This is a genomic window from Turicibacter sp. TJ11, assembly GCF_021497505.1.
GTDB lineage: Bacteria > Bacillota_I > Bacilli_A > MOL361 > Turicibacteraceae > Turicibacter.
The window spans coordinates 2449284-2475229 of record NZ_CP069349.1; the positions used below are offsets into that span (position 1 = coordinate 2449284).

A 25946-nucleotide genomic window follows, 5' to 3' on the forward strand; every position below is an offset into this window, starting at 1 on the left:
GGAGATGTCATACATGCCTTATATTGTTGATGTATATGCTCGCGAAGTATTAGATTCTCGTGGAAATCCTACTGTAGAAGTAGAAGTAACAACTGAAAGCGGATCTTTTGGACGTGCTTTAGTACCATCTGGAGCTTCTACAGGAATCTACGAAGCAGTTGAATTACGTGATGGAGATAAATCACGTTACTTAGGAAAAGGTGTTTTAAACGCAGTTAAAAACGTTAACGACATCATCGCTCCTGAATTAGTTGGTATGGATGTTACTGACCAATGTGGAATTGACCGTTTAATGATCGCATTAGATGGAACTAAAAACAAAGGAAAATTAGGAGCTAACGCAATCTTAGGTGTATCTATGGCTGTTGCTCATGCTGCTGCTGATTTTGTTGGATTACCATTATACCGTTACTTAGGTGGATTCAACTCTAAAGAATTACCAACTCCAATGATGAACATCATCAATGGTGGAGAGCACGCTGACAACAACATCGACTTCCAAGAGTTCATGATCATGCCAGTTGGAGCTCCAACATTCAAAGAAGCTATCCGTATGGGAGCTGAAGTATTCCATGCATTAAAATCAGTATTACACGGTATGGGATTAAACACTGCAGTTGGTGATGAGGGTGGATTCGCTCCAAACTTAGAATCAAACGAAGCTGCTATCAAAGTTATCTTAGAAGCTATCGAAAAAGCTGGATATGTTCCAGGTAAAGACGTTATGATCGCTATGGACGTTGCTTCTTCTGAGTTCTACAAAGATGGAAAATACGTTTTAGCAGGTGAAGGTGGAAAAGTATTCACATCTGAAGAATTATGTGATTTCTACGCTGAATTATGCGAAAAATATCCAATCATCTCAATCGAAGACGGTTTAGACCAAGACGACTGGGCTGGATGGGATTACTTAACTAAAAAAATCGGTGATAAAGTTCAATTAGTTGGAGACGATTTCTTCGTAACTAACACTGAGCGTTTAGCTGAAGGTATCGAGAAAAACGTTGCTAACTCAATCTTAATCAAAGTTAACCAAATCGGTACATTAACTGAAACTTTCGAAGCTATCGAAATGGCTAAGAAAGCTGGATACACTGCAGTTGTATCTCACCGTTCAGGAGAAACTGAAGATGCTACAATCGCTGACATCGCAGTTGCTACAAATGCTGGACAAATCAAAACAGGTTCTATGTCTCGTACAGACCGTATTGCAAAATACAACCAATTATTACGTATCGAAGACGAATTAGGACAACAAGCTGTTTACAATGGAGTTAAATCATTCTACAACTTAAAAAAATAATTTAATTATTTTTTAGAAGAATATGACTCAAAAAACCCTCTCTTCACTCCGACGAAGAGAGGGTTTTTAATTAGTTACATCAATTAAATTAAGCCTTGATAAATTCAAGGCTTTTTTAGTTGATAATAATTATAATTTGAGTCACCTGTCTACTATCTGAGTTTAATATTTTTATTGTTAAGTTTTTGAAGTTAAATATTTCATCGACTTTAGGAATATATCCTAATTCATTAATAATCCAACCGTTCACACTATTACAATCGGCATCGATCTTAATATTAAGAGTATCAGATAGTTTAGTTAAACTTGTTTGGCCATTAAATAAGTAGGTATTTTCATTAAGTTGTTTGTAGTCATGAATGACTGTATCATGTTCATCCCAAATATCACCCACTAAAACCTCTAAAATATCTTCGAGTGTTACAATACCAAGTGTTCCGCCATACTCATCAGAGATTACAGCAAGTTGTGTTTGAGTTTGTTGAAAGGTAAGAAGAAGCTTAGAAATTTTACTATTAGCGGTCTTATAAATAATTGGCTTAATTAACTGAGATAAAGAGTAAGTGGGTAAATCTTTATATAGGTTAAAATCTTTTTCATGTAAGATTCCAATAATATGATCAATATTTTCTTGATAAACGGGTAAACGACTAAATCCAGTGGTGTAAAACAATGATTGAATCGTTTCTTTTGACGTATCGAGATTAATAGCAATTAATTGAACACGTGGTGTTAAAATATCATCAGCGCATAATTGATTAAACTCAATAGCTGATTTAATTAATTTACTTTCTGTTTCACTAAAGTTACCGTTATGCTTCGCTTCATCAATTAACATTTTAATTTCTTCAGGAGTAATCGATTCAGAACTATCAAAAGAAAAAATGTTAGAAAGTAGTTTTTTCCATTGAGTAAAGATAAAATTTAAAGGCGATAAAATAATGATAAAAAACTTAAGCAGTGGCATTGATAGCATTGCCCATTTCTCTGGAACCTCTCTAGCCAAACTTTTAGGAGAAATTTCTCCAAAAATAAGAATAAGAATAGTCATTACAAGAGTGGAAATACTGACTCCCGTTTTCGGGAAATAAGTTGTAAATAAAATAGTCGCTAATGAAGCTGATAAAATATTAACAATGTTATTTCCAATTAAAATAGTTGAAAGTAATTGATCATATTGCTTTAGAACATTCAATACTTGTTGTGCCCGTTCATGACCACTATTCGTTAAGTGCTTCAATCGAATTTTATTGAGTGATGAAAAAGCTGTTTCTGTCGCTGAAAAGTAAGCTGACATCATAATTAAGAAAATGAGAGTAAAAATGATTAACGGTTGCTTATCCATCATATAATCACATCCTTGTACCTATGTAAGTAATCAAAATTTTCTACAAATGAAAGACTTTTATCAAATAACCTAATGAGGAGTCAAAACCTAAGAGTCGAATTGTTGTCTATCATCTTTTAGGTAAATGTCTTTAATGAGATAAAACTAATTTGAATGGAAATAGACTAGTAGTATATATGTGGATTTAATATAAAATATGTGTTTTTGTTTTATCCTCAAAAACTGAAAAATATGGTAATCTATTAGTACAATCAATAAGGGGGATCATAATGAAACAAATCAAACAATCTATAAATTATAAGTGGCTAAATAGTTTAATTTTTTTAATTGGAGTATTAGTTACGGTACGTATTTTTATTCTTATTTTTCCGATTGTTAAACCTATCTTCTCTGCGATCTATATGATTATCTGTCCTTTTTTAATTGCTACATGTATCGCCTATCTTTTGAATCCAATTGTTGATTTCTTTTGTCGTTTGAAAATTAAACGTTCATATTCAATTTTGATGACGTTTGTTTCGATTATTGGAGGAATCGTTTATGCTATTTTTAGTTTAATTCCAAATTTAGTGATAAGTGTACAAGACATTATGAATCAAGTTCCGACGCTTATGGTGAAAGTAGAGAACTTATTAAAGTCATGGCAATTTGATTATGTCAAACTTTATCAATATGACTTCAGTCACTTATTTTCTCAAAATTCAAAATTTATTGAAATCTTTTCAAAATTCTTATCTACTTTAGGATTATGGATTTCCTCATTTAGTAGTAGCTTTACTTTAGTCATTGGAATGCTGTTATTAGTTCCCGTCGTCTTATATTATATTTTGAAAAATTTCTATGAAATTCGTGAACAGGTAAAATCATTTTTAGTTCATCATCAGCAACATCGACTGTATCATATTTTGAAAGAATCAGAAGAAATCGTTAAAGGATATGTTTCAGGAACGTTGTTAGTATCATTCGTTTTATCCATCATTGCTTCAATCTATTTTTCAATTCTTGGACTAGAAAATGCGATTGTGTTCGGGACGTTGATCGGTTTTTTAAATATCATTCCGTATGTTGGTCAAATTATCGGAACGATTCCAGCTGCACTTTTTGGATTAATGGTTTCGGTATGGACACCGGTGTATGTGGTAGTTGGTGTGATGGCTTTAAATTTCATTGAAGGAAACTTTATTAAACCCCTAGTTTTTTCAAAGTCTATTGATTTTCATCCTGTTATGTTATTAACACTAATTATCATAGGGGGCCAAATCTTTGGTGTGATAGGAATCATCTTTATCATTCCGATTGCAGGAATTGTAAAAGTTATTTGCCGATATGCTTTTGAAGGTTTAAAAGAATGGAAACAAAAAGTTCGCGATTAGCGAACTTTTTTAATGAATGGTACATATTTACAAATGTTAAGCTCTCGTCTTAAATAATAGTTGAAAATATAACATATATATGGTAAAGTTTTGTTATAGTTTAAGGAGGGTTTAGGATGTTCCAATATGGTGTTGAGGATATTTTATTTATGATTGTCTCTGTAATCCTAATTGTTTTAGTGGCTTTACAAAGTTCTAAACAAGGATTAAGTGATTCTCTTACGGGTGGTAACAGCGAGTTATTTAAAAATCAAAAAGAGCGTGGAGCAGAAGCTTACATCGTACGTGCAACCTATATCTGTTCAGTTATTTTTCTTGTTTTAGGATTAATTATTTTTATGAAATAAAGGCTAGGTCCTTATGATCTTTATGAATAGATAATTAACCGGAACTCAAAAGATGATCCGATTAAAGTATCTAAATAACAAAAACTAGTTTTGAAAAATCTGAAATATATTTTATATGAATAAGTTTTTAGTAGTTGAACTGATAATGAAAGTTTAAAATGTATTTGGCTTTTTATAGATAGGTTCAGATTAATTTTTTAAAAAGAATTTTTAAGCGCTACTAATGGTTTTAAAATAGTAGACGATGTCTGGGAAATTGTTTGTCTTAGGATGAAACTTATTCATTACCTAAGACTGATATCAAATGATTACATAAATTTCTGTTTGTATATAGAAGGCTCATATTCAATTAGAATATGAGTTTTTATTTTATTTAAGTATTTTTTCATTCTCATAGAATTTATCTTAGTTATAAAAAACAAGAGGATAACTAATTTAAAGAGATAAAGATCTATTCTTAAAAATGAAGTTTATGTCATGTTGATTAAAAATCTTTAAAAGATAAGTTCATGCATTAGTCTAAATGATCCATTTGAAAAATCTACAAGTGTTTAATTCAAAATAATTATAAGTTTTCTTGTTAAACTAATATATTAGATGAGTTAGCAATCAATTTATCGTCATCATATATTTTTGATCAGTAAATTATAGCTTTTTATTAAATATTACTACTTAATGATAAATTTTGGTTGTTTTTCTAACTAGATGAGAGGATTCGTGATATAAAATAAGTACATTTGTATAAAATAGTGATAGATAAGTCAAATAACGTACTTTGTCTTATAATAGCAAAAAGTGGTTAAATGTTTGTTTACTTATGATAGAATATAACTTATGAGTTGGAGGTGTGCTATTTGCGCAATACAGTATTAGAATTATTAGGATCTAGCCAATATGAGGCGATGACGATCGAGGAATTAGTGGAATATCTACAAATTGAAGGGTCAGATAAATTTAAGGAGTTTGTTAAATTAATGGTGAAACTTGAGGACGAAGGGATTGTTGTTCGTTCAAAAAATGATCGCTATGATTTAGCACGTGATTTAGGTTATTATAAAGGAATTATCTCGATTCATCCTAAAGGATTTGGTTTCGTTGAAATTGATGAAATGGATGATGTTTATGTTCGTAGTGAACATTTAAATGGTGCGTTACATAAAGACACCGTGTTAGTTAAAATCTTACCTTCATCTAAGGGTGATAGCTTAGAAGGGGAAATTGCTCAAGTTCTTGAACGTGGGATGACTGATTTTATCGGAACATATTATGAAATTAAACAAGTAGGGTATGTTAAACCAGATAACTCTCGTTATCATGCCGTAGTGGCCATTCCTAAAAATAAAACTAAAGGAGCCGTTAAAGATCATAAGGTTCGTGTTCGTATTGTGGATTACTTAGAGAACAATGTGGTTAAAGCTGAAGTCACTGAAATTTTAGGACATAAAAATGATCCAGGAATTGATATTTTATCAGTTGTTTATAAGTACGATATCGTTCCTGAATTTAGTGAAGATGCATTAAAACAAGCCGCTGAAATTCCAAATGAACCTGATCATGATAGCTATAAAGGTCGTAAAGATTTACGTGCAGAAACGATTGTTACGATTGATGGGGACGATGCAAAAGACTTAGATGATGCTGTTCATGTTCGTATGCTTGATAACGGAAATTATTTATTAGGTGTTTCAATTGCTGATGTCTCTTACTATGTGACAGAAGGATCACCTCTTGATCGTGAAGCATTTTTTAGAGGAACGAGTGTTTATTTAGTCGATCGCGTGATTCCGATGATTCCACATCGTTTATCGAATGGAATTTGTTCATTAAATCCACAGGTTGATCGTTTAACAATTACGTGTGAAATGGAGATTTCTCCTACTGGTGACATCGTTAGTCACGAGATTTTCCCATCTATTATTAAAACAACTGAACGTATGACCTATAATCATGTCAATCGTATTTTAATTGATGAAGACGCAGAGCTTTGTGAGCGTTATAAAGAGTTAGTTCCAACATTTAAATTAATGTATGAACTATCTAAAATTTTACGTCAAAAACGTCATGATCGTGGATCAATTGACTTTGATTTAGAAGAATCAAAAATTATTGTTGATGAGTACGGTTTTCCAATTGATGTTGTCTTACGTGAACGAGAAATCGCTGAACGTATTATTGAAGACTTTATGTTAGCAGCTAATGAAACCGTAGCTGAACATTTCCATTGGATGGATGTTCCTTTCATTTATCGTGTCCATGAACATCCAAAACCAGAAAAGTTAGAACGTTTTTATAAATTAGCACGTGCATTAGGTTATGAAATTAAAGGAACAAAAGAAAATGTTCATCCGAAAGCATTGCAAATGATTACGGAAGCAGTTCATGGTAAACCAGAGCACGCTGCCATCAATACGATGATGTTACGTTCTTTACAAAAAGCACGTTATAGTGAAGAAAGTTTAGGACACTTTGGACTTGCAGCAGAGTTTTATACACACTTCACATCACCAATTCGTCGCTATCCAGACTTAGTTGTACATCGTTTAATTCGTCGTTATTTATTTGATCAAGATTTATCGAAAGAGACATTAGACTACTATACAGCCGTTATGCCAGAAATCGGTGAGCAAACATCTAAGCGTGAGCGTGATGCGATTGATGCTGAGCGCGAAGTAGAGGATATGAAAAAAGCTGAATACATGACACAATTTATTGATGAAGAATTTGAGGGAGTTATTTCATCTGTGACTAAATGGGGAATGTATGTTGAGTTACCAAATACGGTAGAGGGCTTAGTTCATGTTAATGATTTAACAGACGACTACTATGAATTTGATGAAGATAATTTAGCATTAATTGGTCGTCGAACAAAGGCGATTTATAAAATAGGGGATATTGTAAAAGTTACTGTAGCAGCAGCAAGTAAAGAGGAACGAACAATTGATTTCCAATTAGTTGGAATGAGCAAAAGTCGTCAAAAACGTGGATTTAAGCGAATTGATACGCGTGGAACTTCAACTTCAAAAAATAATCGATCTAAAGATAAGAAGGGAGATAAAAAAGACTATCGCCCTGCTCGTTCACGTAAGTCATCAAAACCATCAGATAAAACATTTAAAAATCCAAAACCAAAAAGAAAAAAATCAAAAGGTACAAAGTCGACAAATCAGACAAAAAATAAAAAGTAGAATAAATACCGAAAGGGAGCAATTAAGTCATGATGAAGAAACTAAAAACTATTAAGTGGCGTAATGTCGTCTTATTCTTATTCGTCATGGTTGGTCTATTAGTATTGGCACAATCGTTTGTGCTACCTGATATGGTTGGATGGGATGTGGATCGTGTTAAGCATTACGAAGCAGCCAATGATATTGATATTGAATATAGCAATGTTTATTCCGACACAGTACCCTATGGAACTGTTATCAACCAACAGAGATGTGAAAAAACAGAAGAGTGCGATATTGTTTTAACGTTTTCTAAGGGGAAAGATGTTTCGAGTAAATCTGATACTGAAATTAAAACGTATCTAAATGAGTTAGTGGAAGAAGAAAGGATACAGGTAGATGATATTATTTATCATGAATCCACGTATTCAACTGAAGTTAACTCAGGTTATGCGATTACTTATGATGCCAATCCATATGAACAAGTCATTGAAATTACATTTTCACTAGGGCCTGAGATTCATGTGTATGAAGCAACGATGGTTGCTGTAGGAGATGTTTTATTACATGATACGGTGTATAATGATTTTCGTTTAGAAGGAGATAGCTTTGATTTTAGTCCATTGTTTGAAAAAATTAATCAGTATATTGAACCAGCAGATTTTGCATTTGCTAATCAAGAGACAAACATTGGTGGAATAGAAGTCGGGCTATCCACTTATCCTAATTTTAATAGTCCTTATGAAATTGCAAGAGATTTAATTGGAGCTGGATTTAATATGTTTGCACGCTCGAATAATCACACCTTAGATAAAGGTGAAGCGGGTGTTGTTGCAGCACAAAAAAATTGGGAAACGTTCGAAGGTATTATTACAGCGGGATCTACAGATTCACAAGAAAAACGTGATGAAATTGCAGTGATTGAGAAAAATGATATAAAGATTGCCTTATTATCATATTCCTATGGATTTAACGGATATGAGGTGCCAGAAGATAAACCTTACTTAGCTAATGAATTTGATTATCAACAAGCAGCGATTGACATTGAAAAGGCAAAGAGTGTATCTGATGTAATTGTCGTTTCGATGCACTGGGGTGTTGAATATTCAAATGTTCCAAGTCAACTTCAAACGGAACAAGCGCAGTGGTTATCAGATCAAGGGGTTCATGTTATTTTGGGAACTCATCCACATGTCTTACAACCAATGGATCGTTTAACTGGACAAAATGGTAATGAAACAGTCGTGGCTTATTCATTAGGTAATTTTATTTCGGGACAAGTTGGACTTGAACGCTTGGTCGGTGGTATTATGAAGTTTGACATTAAAAAAACAACAATTGGTGACGAGGTTCAAATCGAAATTAGCCAACCACAGTTTATGCCAACTTATAACTACGCTGAAAACTCAACATCAGATTATCAGTTAGTCCCACTAGTCGATTCATCACAAGCAGATTATTTTGAATCGATTAAATCATTAATGGAAAATTACTCGGAAAGTGTAGATGTCGTTGATTACATTACTTATAATGAATTAGAGGAATAAAGTTTAAAAAGGTGGTGAAGAGATGCCAAAAGGTGTTGGATCAACAATTGCTCAAAATAAAAAAGCAAGTCATGATTATTTCATCGAAGATACCTTTGAAGCAGGATTAGTTTTACAAGGAACAGAAATTAAAGCCATTCGTGCTGGAAAAGTGAATTTACGTGATTCATTTGTTCGAATCGATAGAAATGAAGCTTTTGTTCATAACATGCATATTGCACATTATGAGCAAGGAAATCGATTTAATCATGAACCTCTTCGTACAAGAAAGTTATTACTTCATAAAAAAGAAATTGCCCGATTAATTGGAGTTCAAAAAATGGGTGGATACTCACTGATTCCATTAAAACTTTATATTAAAGATGGGTATGCTAAACTTCTATTTGGAACAGCCAAAGGTAAAAGAAATTATGACAAACGTCAAGATTTAAAGGCTAAAGACGCAAATCGTCAAATTGAAAAAGCTTTACGTGATCGTCAAAAATACTAATCAGTTTATATAAATCTAGATAATTTTTTCGTATGTTAAAACGGTTAACTAGAATAAACTCTGTGTTAGGATTGAAAATAGTATTAAACTAAAACGATTGTAAAGTGATGAAAGATATTTCTGTATAAAAAAGACAATACAATTTTTTGTATTGTCTTTTTTTGTCTATTCAAATCATGGTGTTAATCAAGATTGAAAGATATGGTAATGGAGTTTAGATGAGTAATATCCTGATTTTTAGCTTTAGTCTAAGATATTAAAGATGATAGGTATATATTTGAAACAACTACCATATAATCTTTGAGGTAGAGCTTTACGGGTGATTAGAGTATCGTCAGAGAATTTAAGGGGGGATTAAATGTTAAAGAGTGAAACACTTAACATCATCGAATTTAATAATGGTCAATCGAAAAAACCAGTGTTAATTAGATATACTATCGTCATTAATTCGAAAGAATCACAACCTTATGATGAGGATGCACTAAAGTTTATTAGTTTGTTAAAAAGCTTACCTAATGAGTTTAAAACAGTTGAGTTATACTATGAAGTTGCAGATGCTAAGATCACACACCTTGCTCGCCAACGTATTACCGTGAAAGTCAATCAAGAATTATATTCTACTTACATATTAGAGGATGATTTAGATATTTTCTTTAACTTATTGAGATTATTTAAAAACTATGAATATTATGTTGAAGGATATGAACAGAGTGTTAGTCCATTAAACCTAGAAGAAGCATTGAACTTATATGTATAATGGTAGATTAGTTTTCAATATAGAGTGTAGTTTGTCTAAGTGTTAAATCAATAGACTGCAGAGATATATGATATATGGAATGAGGAAGAGAATCTTCCTTTTTTTATAGGAATAATTTAAAAAAATAAATATTTTTAATAAATATGGAACACTATACCTATTAGATTCGTCTAATTTAATGTAAAAGAACAGAGGATTTCTTTATAATGAATATTATGAAGTAATCAAATAATGGAGGAACCTAATATGAAAAAGATTAAATTAATCATGATGGCTGTATTAGTAACAGTCTTAGCAGTCGGATGCAGTAAAGGAGCAGAAAACAATACATCAACGAGTGAAGTATCTCCTGAAGTTATTATCACGAAGATTCAAGAATTATTATCAACTTCTTATGATATTCCATTACAAGACGGAGCATTACCAGGATATAATGTGATCGATATGACAGACCCAGAACAAATGTTAATGTATGAAGGAACATTTAATACAGAAGATATCGAGTCAGGATATATTTTACAACCAATGATGAATGTAAAATCTGAATTAGTAATGGTAGCGAAAGCTAAAGATGCAACTGCTTTAGAAAATATTAAAGCTGGATATGAAAAAGTATTATCAGATCAAGATGCTATGTGGTCTCAATACTTACCAGATCAATATGAATTCGTTAAAGGAAATGTTATTAAAACACAAGGAAACTATGCGTTATATGTAACAAGTGAAAAAGCAGAAGAGATTGTTAAGCTTTTTGAAGAACAAGTAAAATAATAAGTAATAAAAGTAGATTGAGTTTTGCTCAATCTTCTTTTTATATGATGGGAGGTAAAACGAGTGGTTTTTAGTAGTCTAGTTTTTTTGTTTGTTTTTTTACCAATAACCTTATTGTTTTATTTTATCGTACCAAGAAAATATAGAAACTTCATATTATTAATCGTCAGTCTTATTTTTTATGCCTGGGGAGAACCTGTATATATTGTCTTGATGTTATTTTCGACGGTTATCGACTTTATTAACGGGCTATTAGTTGAGAAGTATGCTGATCAACCTAAAAAAGCAAAAAAGGTCGTTATATTTGCTGTTATTGTTAACTTAAGTTTATTAACGTTCTTTAAATATTCAGGTTTTATTGTTTCAAACGTAAATGCACTTATAGGTACAACTTTTACAGTGCCTGATATTGCACTTCCAATTGGGATTTCATTTTATACGTTTCAAACGATGTCTTATACGATAGATGTCTTTAGAAAAGATGCTCCTGCACAAAAAAATATCATTAACTTAGGGGCCTATGTTACGATGTTTCCTCAGTTAATAGCGGGGCCGATTGTACGCTATCAAACCGTAGCAGAGCAACTCAATCATCGTAAAGAAACACAAAGCTTATTTGCTAGTGGAGTCGAAAGATTTGTGATCGGATTAGGTAAAAAAGTATTATTAGCCAATAACATTGGCTTGTTGTGGAGTCAAGTTTCATCTATGGCTATATCTGAGCTAACCGTGATGACTTCATGGCTAGGGGTTATTGCATTTGGATTACAAATTTATTTCGATTTTAGTGGATATTCAGATATGGCAATTGGGCTTGGAAGAATGTTTGGATTTGAATTACTAGAAAACTTTAACTATCCTTATATTTCACAAAGTATCACAGAGTTTTGGCGCCGTTGGCATATCTCACTTGGAACTTGGTTTAGAGATTATGTGTATATTCCTTTAGGGGGAAATCGAAAAGGAAAATGGCGAACATACTTAAATGTTTTTATCGTTTGGTTTTTAACAGGACTTTGGCATGGTGCAAGTTGGAACTTTATTTTATGGGGACTTTATTTTGGAATCATTATTACTATTGAAAAAGTCTTTTTAATGAAATGGTTAAGTTATGCTCCACGTTTAATTAGACATTTGTATACGTTAGTGTTATTAATCATTGGATGGGGATTGTTTGCTTTTGAAAATCTTTCTTATTTAAAAGATTATTTTAGGGTCATGTTTGGTTTTAAAGAAGTAGCTCTATATGATCAGGTTACGCTTTACTACTTAATGACAAATGGAGTATTATTAATCATTCTAGTCGTTGCTTCAACGCCACTTGCTAAACAAATGTATCAAAAGTTAAAGCAATCTAAGCGAGGAGAATTACTTGACGTTGTCTTATCGCCTATTGTTTGTTTATTAATTTTAATTCTTTCGACTGCTTATTTAGTGGATTCTGCTTATAATCCATTCTTGTATTTCCGCTTTTAAAGGAGGTTGTTTCATTGGATAAAATAAAAAATAAAATTATTATCATCACCTTTTTAGTTTTTATTTTTGGATTATCGTTAGTTAATGTCATAACTGAAGACCGTGAAATTTCAGAATCAGAAAATCGTCCACTACAGCAGCTTCCTTCTTTTTCATTTGAACGACTAATATCAGGTAAGTATACTCAACAATTTGATCAATACATGATGGATCAATTCGTTTTAAAAGATGCTTGGGTTGGATTGAAGTCTGATGTTGAGCGATTATTTTTTCAAAAGAAAGAAAATAACGGGGTTTACTTCGCTGAAGATTATTTACTAGAGATGTTTACTGAAGCGGGACCTTATTATGAAAAAAATTTAGAGGCTATTAATGCTTTTCATGAGAAGATGCCTAATATTTTAGCAACAGCTATTTTAGTTCCAACAGCTGTAAAAATCTATGAAGAGAAATTACCGTTATTTGCTCCAGTTTATGATCAAAATGAAATGCTAGAAGTAGCACAAACCGAGTTAACGATTGACTTTGTTAATCCATATACTGTGTTAAATCAACATAAAAATGAGTATATCTATTATAAAACAGATCATCACTGGACGACACTAGGTGCCTATTACGTTTATCAACAATTAATGAGTGACTGGGATATGACGCCTTATTTAAATTACAATATTGAGACAGTTTCAACTGAGTTTTATGGAACTTATTATTCTAAAGCTAATAATTATCATTTAAGTCCAGATGAAATTGACGTGTATTATCCACAAGATGAGACATCGTTTACAATAACTTGGGATGATCAAACAGAGGCTTTAGAAGGACTATATAATGAAGATTACTTAAGTAAAAAAGATAAGTATTCGATGTTTATCAATGGAAATCACCCATTAACGATTGTCAAAAGTAGTGTTAAAAATGGTGAAAAGTTAATCATCTTTAAAGATTCATATGCGCATAATTTTGTTCCTTTTTTAGCAATGAATTTTGAGGAAATTCACTTAATTGATTTGCGTTATTTTAACTTAAATCCATATGATTATATTCGAGAGCAAGAGATTGAACGAGTTCTGTTTTTATATAATTTATCATCATTTGGATCAGATTCAACCATTAACAAGTTGAAAGTGTTAAATTAATTAGTTATAGAAAAGTTAAAGTTAAGATTACAATAAGAAAGGGTTGATTCTTAATTAAGAATCAACCCTTTGTTTATTTTTTCGTGCTTTGTCTTTTGATTAAATAACTCTCAAGCATATTAACGCCTTGATACATGATTAGGGTACAGATTGCTAAAACAAAGACCCCCATCATAACTAAGTCAAGTTTGAAAACCTGTCCACCATAAACAATTAAATAACCAATTCCAGCACGCGAAGCAATAAATTCACCGACAATGACTCCAACCCAAGTCATCCCAATATTAATTTTAATAAGATTAATCATATTAATACTGTTTGCAGGAAGAATTAATTTGGTTAGAATTTGCCACTTACTCGCATGAAAGCTTTGCATTAACTTAATTTTCTCATCATCAACCGTAATGAAATAATTATAGGCTGACATAATGGTTACTGTAATCGATGTAATGATGGCAATCGCAATAATTCCCTTTGTACTCATTCCCACCCAAACAATTAAAATAGGTGCTAGTGCTGTTTTGGGAAGGGCGTTTAAAACAACAAGAGCAGGATCAAGAACTTTTGCTAGTTTATTTGACCACCACAAGCAAATCGCAATAAATACGCCTCCAAGGGTTCCTATTACTAGTCCTACGAGTGTTTCATACAGTGAGATTCCTAAATGTTTAAAAATTTCACCCGTTGAGATATATTTCATTAATAAACTCCAAATGGCTGATGGTTTACTAAAAATAAAATCATCAATCACTCCATAACTAGCTAACATTTCCCATAAAATTAAAAACGAAAGACAAAATAAAATTTGAAGCCAATGAATCTGTCGCGCTTCTTTTTTTATACCTTTTAGATAATTAAGATAACCAGAAGAAGCCGATTGTTTATTTTTCATTGTTTTGCAACTCCTTCCAGAATAAATCGAAGTAGTCTTTGAACTCAGGAGCTGTACGAGCAGTGAGTGGTGTTTTTTCACCAGCTGTCGTTAGTTTAATTTGATGGACACTTTGAATCGTTGTTGGACGATGAGTTAAAACAGCTACTGTATCTGCCATAGATATAGCTTCTGAGATATCATGTGTGACTAAGATAGCAGTTTTGTTTTCTTTTTTAATAATTTTATAAATATCGTCTGTCACAATCAAACGTGTCTGATAATCAAGACCTGAAAAAGATTCATCAAGCAGTAAAATATCAGGATTTAATGCGAGCGTTCGAATAAGAGCTGCCCGTTGTTTCATTCCACCAGATAACTCTCTAGGAAAATTATTTCTAAAATCCCACAAGTCATAAATCTCTAATAATCGTTTGATTTCAGCTTGAGCCTCATCCGTTAGTTTGTGTTGAATCTCAAGGCCAAGTGTTATATTTTTTAGAATTGTTCTCCATTCAAATAGATGATCTTTTTGAAACATATAACCAATTTTTTTATCATAAGTGTCTACTGTTCCCCCAGTCGGTTCAAGTAGGCCTGCGATTATATTTAAAATCGTTGATTTTCCACATCCTGAAGGGCCGAGCAAAACTAAAATTTCGCCTTCTTTTACAGAGAAGTTAATATCTCTTAAAATTTGCCGCTCTTCCTCTGAAGAGTAGAAATCTTTATAGACATGGTTCATTTCTAGTACGATTGACATATTGAGTCACCTCCGTTTTGCGTCTATACTATATAGTATTAAGAGAGTAAAAAAACTGTACCTTAGAATGAAAATAAAAAGATTTAGCGCCTTATACAAGAGCTAAATCTTTTCGATCACTAGTTATTTTATATTAGAAATTGCATTTTCAGCATAAGTCGTATCAACGACAGCATCGTAAGGTGCGCGGGTATCTAATTGATCAGCAAGTTGCATAATATCCATTAAATTATTAAGGCTATCTTCTTTTAGAAGTGGAGTATCTGCCCATGCATCGATGGAACGATAACGATCAATAACAGTTACTAAATCTTCTAATTCCATATCTGGGAAGAATTCATGAATAGATTGTGCAATTTCTTCGCTTGAATGAGTAGCTACCCACTGTTGTCCTTTATAAACAGCGTTTGTAAAGTTTTGAATCACATCTCCATTTTCACTGATATAAGATTTAGTAGCACTGTAGCAGGTAAAAGGAATATTGTCAGTTTGTTCACCGATTGAAGCAACGATATAGCCTTTTCCTTGTTTCTCCATGGTCGTTGCTAATGGTTCAAATAAAGTGACATACTCAGCATCAAGTCCCGTGAATGCTCCTGCCATTGCATCAAATGAAATATCGGTACGCACATTAACTTCAGCTGTTGCATCATCAGGACGTGCATCAAGTCCGTTAGCTTTTAAGACGTATTCAAGCGTCATTTCAGGAACTCCACCTTTACGTCCTCCAATTACTTCAGAACCCGCTAAATCACTAAATTTAAAATCGTCTATTGGATTTTTAGAAACTAAGAAACTACCATCTCTTTGAGTCACTTGAGCAAAGTTAATCGGTTGATCTTTTCCACCCTCGTTATAAACATAAATCGTTGCCTCAGGTCCCATAAATCCAACTTGAACTTCCCCAGAGATTAAAGCCGCCATTGCTTTATCGGCACCACCGGCATTAATTAACTCAATTTCAAGACCTTCTTCTTCAAAAAAACCTTCGCTAATAGCAACATAGTGTGGCGCATAAAAAACAGAATGAGTGACTTCAGCCACTTTTATTTTTGTTAACTCATCCGCTTGTTGAGTACATCCAGCTAAAACACCTGTAAATAAAAAAACTAAAACAAAAAAGGTAAACGTATTCTTAAACTTTTTCATAGGAAACCTCCTTATCACCGAATGATTAGTTTTCGGCCTAACATATCGTATTACAACTAGGCAAAAGATGTGTTATAAAAATAATGAATATTTTTTTGATTGTCTCATAATAAAAGGAATATTGGACATAATTGTAAGTGAGAGTAGTAGATATTCACTTTTTTTCGACAAGTCTTGATAAATTATTATTTTTTAACAGGAAATTCATTGACTTAAACTACTATTATTCTTTAGAATGATTAATGAACGCTAAAAATCTATAAAGCAAGAAAATACTAAATGATTATACGTATCCATACAAATTAAAAATAAAAGGATGCATAATTTTGGAGGTTAGTTCAATGGAAGTAAGATTAGAGGGCATTACAAAAAGCTTTGGAAATTTTACAGCAGTTAATAATTTAAACGTTACAATTGAAGATGGAACATTAGCTGGACTTTTAGGACCATCTGGTTGTGGAAAATCTACAACATTATATATGATTGCTGGTTTAGAGAAACCAACAAGTGGTCGTATTTATTTTGGAGATGAAGATGTAACAGATTTACCACCAGAAAAGCGCGGAATTGGTTTAGTGTTCCAAAACTATGCGTTATATCCTCATATGACAGTACGTCAAAATATTATGTTCCCACTTGAGAATGCAAAAGTTCCTAAAGCAGAAGCATTAAAAACTGCTCAAGAAATGGCAGACTTAGTTCAAATTGGACACTTAATGGATCGTAAACCAGGTGAATTATCTGGAGGTCAACAACAACGTGTAGCGATCGCTCGTGCTATTGCAAAAAAACCACGTGTATTATTATTAGATGAGCCATTATCAAACTTAGATGCTCGCTTACGTTTAGAAACACGCGAAGAAATTCGTCGTATTCAACAAGAAACTGGAATCACAACGATTTTCGTAACACACGATCAAGAGGAAGCGATGAGTATTACGGATTCAATCGTTTTAATGAAAGATGGAGTATTACAACAAAAAGAAGCACCTCAAGAAATGTATCGTAAACCTGCTAATCAATTCGTTGCCTCATTCATGGGAACTCCACCAATGGGATTCATGAATGGTAAAGTAGAAGGTGGAAAAATTTTAATTGGTTCATTAACATTAGGTCACACTGAAATTCAAGATGGAGAAGTGATCGTTGGGGTTCGTCCAGAATCATGGCGCTTATCAGAATCTGAAGGTGTAGAAGCAACAGTAACAATGGTAGAGGTTATTGGACGTGATACATTAATGACAGTTGATATTGCTGGACAAAAAGTAAGATGTTTAATTGATTCAGATTACGAAGTAAAAGTATCTGATGTGATTAAATTAACAGTTAAGCCACAAGCAATCCATTTATTCGATGCAGCTTCAGGTCATCGTTTAGTAGGGTAGGTGTAAATAATGAAAAAAAAGGCTAATCTATCGAATGCTACTAAAACTACCATTAAACATAATTTTTTAGGTTATTTATACTTATTACCCACATTAATTATTACTTTAGTATTCGTTGTCTACCCATTAATCATGTCGTTTAGAATGGGATTCTATGAGAAGTATAATTACTATACTGAAGTAGGAACAGGATTTGGATTATCAACATTTAAATTTGTTTTAAACGATCCAAGTTTCCAAAAGGCATTAATGAATACATTCTTAATCGTTATTGTTGCAGTACCAGTCTCTATGATTATTGCATTAGCGATTGCGTTACTTTTAAATGCTGGAATTAAGGCGAGTAAAGTATTCCAAGCCATTTATTTCTTACCGTATGTTACATCAGTTATTGCAATCGGAATCGTATGGAGCTGGTTATTCCATAGTGACTTTGGATATATTAATCAGTTTTTAGGATTATTTGGTGTAGAACCAATTCAGTGGTTAAATGATCCTAAAATGGCAATTTGGGCATTAATCATTTTCAATATTTGGAGTGGTCTAGCATTCAAGATTGTAATCTTCTTATCAGGATTACAAAATATTGACCCACAATATTATAAAGCAGCACAAATTGACGGAACACCAAAATGGAAGGTGTTTAGCCGTATTACATTACCGTTATTATCACCAACTGTCTTTTTCTTAACGATTACGTCAATTATCGGAAGCTTCAAAGTTTACAATGAAGTATTCGCTTTATTTGGTGGTAAACCAGGACCGGCTAATAGCTGTATGACGGTTGTATATTATATCTATGATATGTTCTACGGATCATCACAAGTACATAAAGCAGCAGCAGCTTCAATTATTTTATTTGTGATTATCTTAATTATCACAGGTATTCAAATGGTATTAAGTAAAAAATTAGTTCATTACAAATAGGGAGTGTGCTCAATGGAAGGTAATACAAATAAGGTTACGTCAGTATGGGCTAAAGTGTTAATTTACATTGCGCTATCACTTGGAGCAATTGTTATGCTTTTCCCGTTTATCTTCATGATTTTAACGTCATTAAAAACATATTCTGAATCAATTGCTGTGCCACCAAAAATTTTCCCAAGTATCGCACAGTTTGATAACTATAAAACAGCAATGGAGATGGCTCCATTCGATATTTACTTCAAAAATACAGTTATCTCGGCAGTTGGAAATACAATATTAACGATATTTGTAACTATCTTTGCTGCATTTGCATTTACAAGATATAAGTTTTTTGGAAGTAACACAATTTTCACTTTATTATTAGCAACAATGATGGTTCCTGGAGAAATGTTAATCATCCAAAACTATCAAACAGTTTCTGCGTTAGGATGGATCGATACGTTCAAAGGATTAATCATCCCTTATATTGCGAATGTGTTTTATATTTTCTTATTAAGACAATATTTCATGCAAATTCCGGAACAGTTATATAAAGCAGCTAAAATTGATGGATGTAGTGATTGGAAGTACTTATGGAAAATTATGATTCCAAATACGATTAGTGCGATTGTAACGATTGCAATCTTAAACTTCATTGCAAGTTGGAATGCATTCTTATGGCCATTATTAATCACAAACAAAGATAATATGCGTGTTTTAACGATCGGTTTAACACACTTTACAAATGAATCTGGATCACAAGTTCATTTACAAATGGCAGCCGCAACAATCATTATTATTCCAGTAGTAATTATTTACTTATTCTTACAAAAGTATATTATTAGTGGAGTAACACGTGGAGGATTAAAAGGTTAGGGTAACCTCATCTATAATCGTTAATTAAGCGTATTAAAGGAGTAACTCCTTTTATACATATATAATTCAATGTAAATTGAGTAGGAGGACTACAAAGTGAAGAAATTAATGACATCTTTATCACTTATGGCTGGGGTAACTACTTTAGCAGCATGTTCAAGTGGTAACAAAGAACAAACACCTGAAACATCAGAGATCGTAACGACAATTGAAAGTCCAGTAACGATTGAATTTTGGCATGCAATGTCAGGAACAAATCAAGAAGCTGTTGATGCGTTAGTTGAGCAGTTTAACTCAACAATTGGGGCTGAAAAAAACATTACGGTTAAACCTGTATATCAAGGACAATATACAGATTTAAAAACAAAAACAACAGCTGCATTAAAATCAGGGTCAGTACCAGCAATTGCTCAAGCATATCCTGATTGGGTTGCTGAATATTTACAGTCAGGTTCAGTAGTAAACCTAACTCCATACATCGAAAACACAGAAGTTGGAATTAACGATTTTGATGATATCATCGCATCATATCGCGCTGAAAATAGTCAATATGAAGGTGGACAATTCTATTCATTACCATTTAATAAATCAACAGAAGTTTTATACTACAATAAAACGTTCTTTGAGGAAAATGGTTTAACTGTTCCAACAACTTGGGAAGAATTAGAAACTTTATCAGCGACTATTAAAGAATTAACAGGAAATCCTGCATTTGGTATTGATTCACCACAAAACTACTTCATCACAATGGTTCAACAATTTGGTGGAGAGTATACAAACTCTCAAGGTGAAGTGTTATTCGGTGAAGATAATGCTAAAGCTGCTATTGAGGCTTTAGAGTTATTAAAACGTAATACAGATGCTGGATACTGGCGTTTAGCAGGAGAAGATAAATATCTTTCTGGACCATTCATGAGTGAATTAGTGTACATGTACACAGGATCATCTGCTGGATATTCTCATATTTCATCAGCTGATTTTGAAGTTGGAGTAGCTCCAATTCCTCAAGTTTCTGATGAAACAGGAGCAGTTATTCAACAAGGAACTAACGTTGTTGTATTTGATCAAAACAAATCATCAGAAGAAGTTTATGCAGCATACGAATTTGCTAAATATTTAGCATCATATGAAGGAAACTTAGCGTTCTCAACAACGACTTCATATTTACCAATTCGTGAATCAGTAATTGCTTCTGATGAATATCAAAACTACGTTGTAGAAGCTAACGATCAAACTAAAGTAGTAGGTCCAGAACAAGCAGATTACTACTTCTATGATCCATCATTCTACACAGATACATATTCTTCATATAACGTACGTACTGCAGTTGGACAAGCAGTAGAGCAAGTTGTATTAAATGGTGTATCTCCAGAACAAGCAGTTCAAGAAGCTCTTAACTCTTTAAAATAAATAAGAAGCTTAATAGTTAAATAGAGGTAGACTTCTACCTCTATTTTTCTTTATAATTAGTAAAAAAAGGAGGATTAAATACATGACAATTCAAGAAAAGATTATTAATAAAATTAAAGAATATCAGACCATTATTATTCATCGACACGTGATTCCAGATGGTGATGCCTATGGTTCATCGTTTGGTTTAGCTGAGTTGATACGTACCACATTTCCAGATAAAAAAGTATATGTCGTTGGTGAAGAGTTAGATTATTTAAACTATATAGGAACAACTGATAAAATTGAAGATTCTGTTTACAATAATGCTCTTGTTATAATTACTGATACGTCAAATGCTGCACGTATTTCAGATGATCGTTGGAGATTAGGAACTTATAAAATTAAAATTGATCATCACCCATTTTCAGATGAATATGCAGATATTGAATGGATTGACACATCATATACCTCAACGTGTGAAATGATCACATCTTTACTCATTGAACAACAATTAAAAATAAGTGATAATGGCGCACGCTGTTTATATAATGGAATCATTTCTGACACAGGACGTTTCTTATTTAGAGGGGTTTCGGAACAAACATTACGTTACGCGTCTACGCTACTAAAATATGACTTTGATATGATTGAATTATATGCACATATGTATACTCAATCTAAATCACTTGTACGTTTTAAAGGTTATGCATTATTAAACTTTAAAGAAACGAATAACGGGGTTGGTTATCTTAAATTAACGGATGAACAATTAAAAGAGTTTAATATTGATGAAAACTCTGCTTCATCACAAGTAAATACACTTGCCAATATTGAAGGAATTAAGATTTGGGCATTTTTTGTTGAGGATAAAGCTCAAGGAGATATCCGTGTCAATTTACGTTCAAGTGGAGCAGCAGTTAATGAAGTTGCTAAAAAATACGGTGGTGGTGGTCATCTTCAAGCCGCTGGAGCACGTGTTAATTCATGGGATACGATTGATGAAATGATTAAAGATTTAGACCAATTAGCACAACAAAATTAAAGGATGGTAAGATGAAGATTTTAATTACAAATGATGATGGAATTCAAGCACCTGGAATTCATGCATTAGCTGATATTGCCTCAAATTATGGTGAAGTATATGTGGTTGCGCCACATACGAATAATAGTGCAGTTAGCCATGGAATTACGATGCGTCGACCATTAAAGTCATATCCAACGGTTGTGAAAGGTGCCACATTAGCTATGGGGATTGATGGCACACCTGCTGACTGTGTCAAATATGCTTTAGCTCATTTAAAAATCAAGCCAGATGTCGTGTTATCTGGTATTAACGATGAACGCAATGTTGGAACAGATGTTTTATACTCTGGGACAGTTTCAGGTGCTATTGAAGCTAATTTATGTGGATATCCAGCCATTGCTGTTTCTACAACCGATTCAAACTTTAAAGTTGTAACAGATCATTTTCCTAATTTATTTGAAAAATTATTATCTGGTTTATTAACATCGGATACAACGATTAATATTAACTTTCCATCATTAGAGACGCCAAAAGGAGTTAAAGTGACGACGGTAGGAATTAGTCGATACGATGAGACTTATGTTGAAGAGGAAGACGGACATCGTTTATCAGGTCCGCTAATTGATATGGATCAGCCTGAAGAAACAGACGTTAAATCAATCATGAATGGCTATATTACGGTTACGCCTTTAAAATTTAAACTTTATGATGATGATAAAATTAATGAGTTTATGAAAGTATTTTAAAAGTAATGGTATTATCTAAATAAACAAAAAAGAGAGGCTACCTCTCTTTTTTATTTATTTAGATAATAGGGATGGTCGTTACTTTTTGTTGCTGACCATATGATTTTAAAATATGTTCAAGGATATTCATTCCTTTAATCAGTTGTTCCTCACTACAAGCGGCAAAGCTTAAACGAATATACTGTTTCATTTGATTAGCGTGATTGGCGGTAAATGTTGAACCTGGCATGACTAATAAGGAGTGTTGTTGACAAGCTTCACATAACGTTTTTGCATCAAGATAAGAAGGAAGTTTTACCCAAAAGTGTAATCCTCCATTAGGTTCATGAAAGTAAATCCCATACTGTTTTAACTTTTGAAGTTTTAAAAGCATCAGATGATATTTTTTTTCGTAGATATTTTTCATCTGAGTAATGTGTTGAGTCCAATCACCTTCACGTAAGTATAAATCAACCGTTCTTTGAATGAGTCCAGAAGAAGAGATATCGGTATGATGTTTTGCATTTAGAATGGACATAGCTAATTGAGGAGGAACAACCATGAATCCGATGCGAAGACCTGGCATTAATAATTTGGAGAAGCTCTTGATATAAATCACTCGTTGATAAGGATCGCTTGATTTAAAGCTTTTTGAGGATGAATCTGAATTAAAACAAATTTCAGACATGGAATCATCTTCAACAATATAGAAATTATATTTTTCAGCTAACTCAATAATTTTATTAATTTTTTCTTGAGAATAAGAAATCGTTGAAGGATTTTGAAATTTACTCATGAGATAAAGAAGTTTAGGTTGATATGTTTGAATAAGCGTTTCTAATTCATCCACATCTAATCCATCCTCCTCAATTGGTACTTCGTGAATCGTTACTTCACGAGAACTGAAAGCAGCTAAAGCCCCTGTATAAGTGGGGCATTCGACAATAATATGATCTTTTGAATTTAATATTGCCTTAGCAATAATATCGATTCCTTGTTGAGCACCTGATACAATTTGAAGATAGTCAGGTGAGGTGTTAATGGAATAGTTTTTCTTTAAGAATAGACAAAGACTTTCTCTTAAAGGAGCGTAGCCGTTACTTTCTTGATAACCAAAAACGTATCCTTGATCACGGTCTAATACGATATTGAGATACTTTTTAAAAGCGGTAATCGGAAAAACACTAGGATCAGGGGTTGCACTAGCAAAATTAATTTCATTTTCACCTAGTTGAAGATGCTGATGAGCGATTGACGGTGTAGAATGACTTTTAATAATAGGCGGTTGTTGAGAAGGCTCTTTTTCTAAAATAAAATACCCGCTTCCTTTTTTAGCTTGAATGAGTTCTTTTGTTTCAAGATGTTTATAAGCAGATACAATGGTTACCGTATTAACGCCAAGAAAGGTGGCCAGTTTTCTAATAGAAGGAAGCGATGAACCTGGGGATAATTGCTTCGTTTCAATCAATTGCTGTAATTGATTAGCTAGTTGTAAATACATGGGAATTGAGTTGTTTTTATCTAAGTGTATAGAAATAGGAAGCATCCTGATCAGTCCTTTTGAGATGATTAGTTTATCTTTATTAAGAAGTCAGTATAAACTGTTTCGATACAGTTATTATAAAAGATGGATACTATAATGTAAAGAACGTAAGATTGTGACACAGATTGATAAAATAATTCATTATTATTGAGTTACGATTAATAGTTAGAATGATGTCATCGTAACTGCGATACACGGATAAGGGGTAAAGTATCATTTCTATGTTGACGACATCACGTTTATGAATTAGAGAATCCTTAAGAATAAAACTTCAAAACAACCAAATACTAATAGTATCTTGAAGAAAGTATGTGATAGAAATGAAAAGACTCGTTGGGAAAATTACATTTTGTTTAATTTTTATCTTTTTAATGATAGTAGCAATCATTGATTATCATGAATCAGATAGAAATACGAGTCAGCCTGTTTCAACTATTTCTGTCGTTCATTACATCAGTCAGCAAGAAGCAGAAAAGTTACTGAAGGAAACGAAAGGTAATATTGTAATAGATGTTAGAAATAATAGTGAATATATAGCGTCTCACTTAGAAAATGCGATTAATATTCCAAGTAGAGAACTAAACGAACATTTGAATGAACTTGAGATCTATAAGGATAAGACGATTATTCTTTATTGTGAATCAGGTCATCGAAGTAAAACGGTAGCTTTACAACTAGAGGCCTTAGGATATAAAACTCTATATGTCATTGAAGGCGGTATAAATTAAAACATCTCTTAAATGAGATGTTTTTTAATATTTAAAGTTTTTTGAAAAATAAGTAAATAAACATAACAAAAATTGGAATTGTTAATATATTATATTGTAGCTCAAAGAAAAACGGAAGGAGGCGTTGAAATGGAAAGATGGAATTCTTATGATCAGTCAAACGATGTGAACGAAATCAAAACATTTGAGCCTTCTGTTCAAACCTTTGAGTCTACACCTCAGAGTCGTTCGAATCAATCTGATTACTTTGAGACTATAAGATGCGACATTCCAGTCATCGTAACAAGAATTGAACATCATCATTATTGCCATCAATATATTTATAGACCAGTCACAAAAAAAGAGGTTAATCATTATCATCGAGGGTCACAATTCTTCAAAAAAAGTTGTGACAAAGGTCAAAATACTGATAAGCAATAATGCCACTAATTTTTCTAAAAAAAAGGAGATATAAACATTATGAAACAATATGGTTGTTCACGTTTTATGGGTAAAGAAGAAGAAATGAAATATCAAAAACCTTGCTATGACGAAGAAAAATGGTATCCAGAAGAAGACGAATGCGAATTCGAAAAAGAAGAAAAATGGGGATGTAAACCACAACGTCCAGAACATGGATGTAGATGTAAAGTAGTGGTTGAGCCAACTGTATACTGTAAAGAAGAAAAACACTATCGTCATTGTGTAAAACACATTGTGCCAGTCGTTTGCAAACAAGTAGAAAATCATCACTATGATCATGAATATATTATTGAGAAAAAAGTGGTTAAAGAAAATAACCGCTACGATCATGGTCGTCGTAATGAAGATTGGTGCAAAGTTGCAGGTTGTGGTCGAGGAAAAAATGAAGACTGCGGTTGTGAATACTAGTC

General features: G+C 32.7%; 24 protein-coding genes. 19 read left to right on the plus strand and 5 right to left on the minus strand.

Annotation, left to right across the window (positions count from 1 at the left end):
- Window positions 1–13: 13 nt before the first annotated feature.
- Window positions 14–1303, plus strand: a complete 1290-nt coding sequence (gene eno, locus JRC48_RS11745; protein WP_006785196.1) for a phosphopyruvate hydratase — start codon at window positions 14–16, stop codon at window positions 1301–1303.
- 115 nt (window positions 1304–1418) lie between these two features.
- On the opposite strand, the gene JRC48_RS11750 is transcribed toward eno, so the two are convergent.
- Window positions 1419–2651 (minus strand): HlyC/CorC family transporter, encoded by a 1233-nt coding sequence (locus JRC48_RS11750; RefSeq protein ID WP_235069675.1) that lies wholly within the window; start codon window positions 2649–2651, stop codon window positions 1419–1421.
- 269 nt (window positions 2652–2920) lie between these two features.
- Here JRC48_RS11750 and JRC48_RS11755 point away from each other — a divergent pair, with 269 nt between their 5' ends.
- The 9 genes from JRC48_RS11755 to JRC48_RS11795 all read left to right on the plus strand — a co-directional run bounded on the left by JRC48_RS11755 (window position 2921) and on the right by JRC48_RS11795 (window position 13712).
- The gene (locus JRC48_RS11755) at window positions 2921–4024 is read left to right on the plus strand and encodes an AI-2E family transporter (RefSeq protein ID WP_235069676.1); all 1104 of its coding nucleotides are present in this window, start codon (window positions 2921–2923) and stop codon (window positions 4022–4024) included.
- A 116-nt stretch (window positions 4025–4140) separates the two neighbouring features.
- Window positions 4141–4371 (plus strand): preprotein translocase subunit SecG, encoded by a 231-nt coding sequence (secG, locus tag JRC48_RS11760; RefSeq protein ID WP_235069677.1) that lies wholly within the window; start codon window positions 4141–4143, stop codon window positions 4369–4371.
- Between the two features lie 854 nt (window positions 4372–5225).
- Window positions 5226–7556 (plus strand): ribonuclease R, encoded by a 2331-nt coding sequence (gene rnr, locus JRC48_RS11765; protein WP_235069678.1) that lies wholly within the window; start codon window positions 5226–5228, stop codon window positions 7554–7556.
- Window positions 7557–7585: 29 nt separating this feature from the next.
- The gene (locus tag JRC48_RS11770) at window positions 7586–9082 is read left to right on the plus strand and encodes a CapA family protein (RefSeq protein WP_235069679.1); all 1497 of its coding nucleotides are present in this window, start codon (window positions 7586–7588) and stop codon (window positions 9080–9082) included.
- A 22-nt stretch (window positions 9083–9104) separates the two neighbouring features.
- Window positions 9105–9572, plus strand: coding sequence for an SsrA-binding protein SmpB (gene smpB, locus JRC48_RS11775; protein ID WP_235069680.1), 468 nt, complete (start codon window positions 9105–9107; stop codon window positions 9570–9572).
- A 358-nt stretch (window positions 9573–9930) separates the two neighbouring features.
- Window positions 9931–10329 (plus strand): hypothetical protein, encoded by a 399-nt coding sequence (locus tag JRC48_RS11780; protein ID WP_235069681.1) that lies wholly within the window; start codon window positions 9931–9933, stop codon window positions 10327–10329.
- A gap of 246 nt (window positions 10330–10575) precedes the next feature.
- Entirely contained in the window at window positions 10576–11100 is a 525-nt protein-coding gene (locus tag JRC48_RS11785; protein ID WP_235069682.1) for a DUF4358 domain-containing protein, read from the plus strand.
- A 63-nt stretch (window positions 11101–11163) separates the two neighbouring features.
- Window positions 11164–12576: an MBOAT family protein gene (locus JRC48_RS11790; RefSeq protein WP_235069683.1), complete on the plus strand. Its 1413-nt coding sequence runs from the start codon at window positions 11164–11166 to the stop codon at window positions 12574–12576.
- A 14-nt stretch (window positions 12577–12590) separates the two neighbouring features.
- The gene (locus tag JRC48_RS11795; protein WP_235069684.1) at window positions 12591–13712 is read left to right on the plus strand and encodes a DHHW family protein; all 1122 of its coding nucleotides are present in this window, start codon (window positions 12591–12593) and stop codon (window positions 13710–13712) included.
- Window positions 13713–13785: 73 nt separating this feature from the next.
- Here the strand turns inward: JRC48_RS11795 and JRC48_RS11800 are convergent, their stop codons facing one another.
- From JRC48_RS11800 to JRC48_RS11810, 3 genes are all read right to left on the minus strand, one after another.
- Window positions 13786–14604 carry an ABC transporter permease gene (locus tag JRC48_RS11800; RefSeq protein ID WP_235069685.1) on the minus strand — a complete coding sequence of 273 codons (819 nt, stop codon included), beginning with the start codon at window positions 14602–14604 and terminating at the stop codon, window positions 13786–13788.
- The gene (locus tag JRC48_RS11805) at window positions 14594–15346 is read right to left on the minus strand and encodes an ABC transporter ATP-binding protein (protein ID WP_235069686.1); all 753 of its coding nucleotides are present in this window, start codon (window positions 15344–15346) and stop codon (window positions 14594–14596) included. Before JRC48_RS11805 ends, JRC48_RS11800 begins: the two co-directional genes overlap by 11 nt.
- A gap of 123 nt (window positions 15347–15469) precedes the next feature.
- Window positions 15470–16495: an ABC transporter substrate-binding protein gene (locus tag JRC48_RS11810; RefSeq protein WP_235069687.1), complete on the minus strand. Its 1026-nt coding sequence runs from the start codon at window positions 16493–16495 to the stop codon at window positions 15470–15472.
- 341 nt (window positions 16496–16836) lie between these two features.
- Between JRC48_RS11810 and JRC48_RS11815 the strand changes: the two genes are divergently transcribed.
- From JRC48_RS11815 to surE, 6 genes are all read left to right on the plus strand, one after another.
- The gene (locus tag JRC48_RS11815; protein WP_235069688.1) at window positions 16837–17880 is read left to right on the plus strand and encodes an ABC transporter ATP-binding protein; all 1044 of its coding nucleotides are present in this window, start codon (window positions 16837–16839) and stop codon (window positions 17878–17880) included.
- Window positions 17881–17889: 9 nt separating this feature from the next.
- Window positions 17890–18807 carry a carbohydrate ABC transporter permease gene (locus JRC48_RS11820; RefSeq protein ID WP_235069689.1) on the plus strand — a complete coding sequence of 306 codons (918 nt, stop codon included), beginning with the start codon at window positions 17890–17892 and terminating at the stop codon, window positions 18805–18807.
- 12 nt (window positions 18808–18819) lie between these two features.
- On the plus strand, window positions 18820–19662 hold the full coding sequence (locus tag JRC48_RS11825) for a carbohydrate ABC transporter permease (protein WP_235069690.1): 843 nt from the start codon (window positions 18820–18822) through the stop codon (window positions 19660–19662).
- A 96-nt stretch (window positions 19663–19758) separates the two neighbouring features.
- A complete protein-coding gene (locus JRC48_RS11830; RefSeq protein ID WP_235069691.1) occupies window positions 19759–21072 on the plus strand; it encodes an ABC transporter substrate-binding protein in 1314 nt (437 codons plus the stop codon).
- An 82-nt stretch (window positions 21073–21154) separates the two neighbouring features.
- A complete protein-coding gene (locus tag JRC48_RS11835; protein WP_235069692.1) occupies window positions 21155–22096 on the plus strand; it encodes a bifunctional oligoribonuclease/PAP phosphatase NrnA in 942 nt (313 codons plus the stop codon).
- Between the two features lie 11 nt (window positions 22097–22107).
- The gene (surE, locus tag JRC48_RS11840; protein ID WP_235069693.1) at window positions 22108–22824 is read left to right on the plus strand and encodes a 5'/3'-nucleotidase SurE; all 717 of its coding nucleotides are present in this window, start codon (window positions 22108–22110) and stop codon (window positions 22822–22824) included.
- Window positions 22825–22882: 58 nt separating this feature from the next.
- Here surE and JRC48_RS11845 read toward each other — a convergent pair whose 3' ends face one another.
- Window positions 22883–24349 (minus strand): PLP-dependent aminotransferase family protein, encoded by a 1467-nt coding sequence (locus tag JRC48_RS11845; protein ID WP_235069694.1) that lies wholly within the window; start codon window positions 24347–24349, stop codon window positions 22883–22885.
- Window positions 24350–24666: 317 nt separating this feature from the next.
- Between JRC48_RS11845 and JRC48_RS11850 the strand changes: the two genes are divergently transcribed.
- The 3 genes from JRC48_RS11850 (at window position 24667) to JRC48_RS11860 (ending at window position 25944) form a co-directional block, all read left to right on the plus strand.
- Complete coding sequence (locus tag JRC48_RS11850) at window positions 24667–25074, plus strand: rhodanese-like domain-containing protein (protein WP_235071062.1); 408 nt, start codon at window positions 24667–24669, stop codon at window positions 25072–25074.
- A 129-nt stretch (window positions 25075–25203) separates the two neighbouring features.
- The gene (locus JRC48_RS11855) at window positions 25204–25494 is read left to right on the plus strand and encodes a hypothetical protein (RefSeq protein WP_235069695.1); all 291 of its coding nucleotides are present in this window, start codon (window positions 25204–25206) and stop codon (window positions 25492–25494) included.
- A 39-nt stretch (window positions 25495–25533) separates the two neighbouring features.
- Entirely contained in the window at window positions 25534–25944 is a 411-nt protein-coding gene (locus JRC48_RS11860) for a hypothetical protein (RefSeq protein WP_235069696.1), read from the plus strand.
- Window positions 25945–25946: the final 2 nt, after the last annotated feature.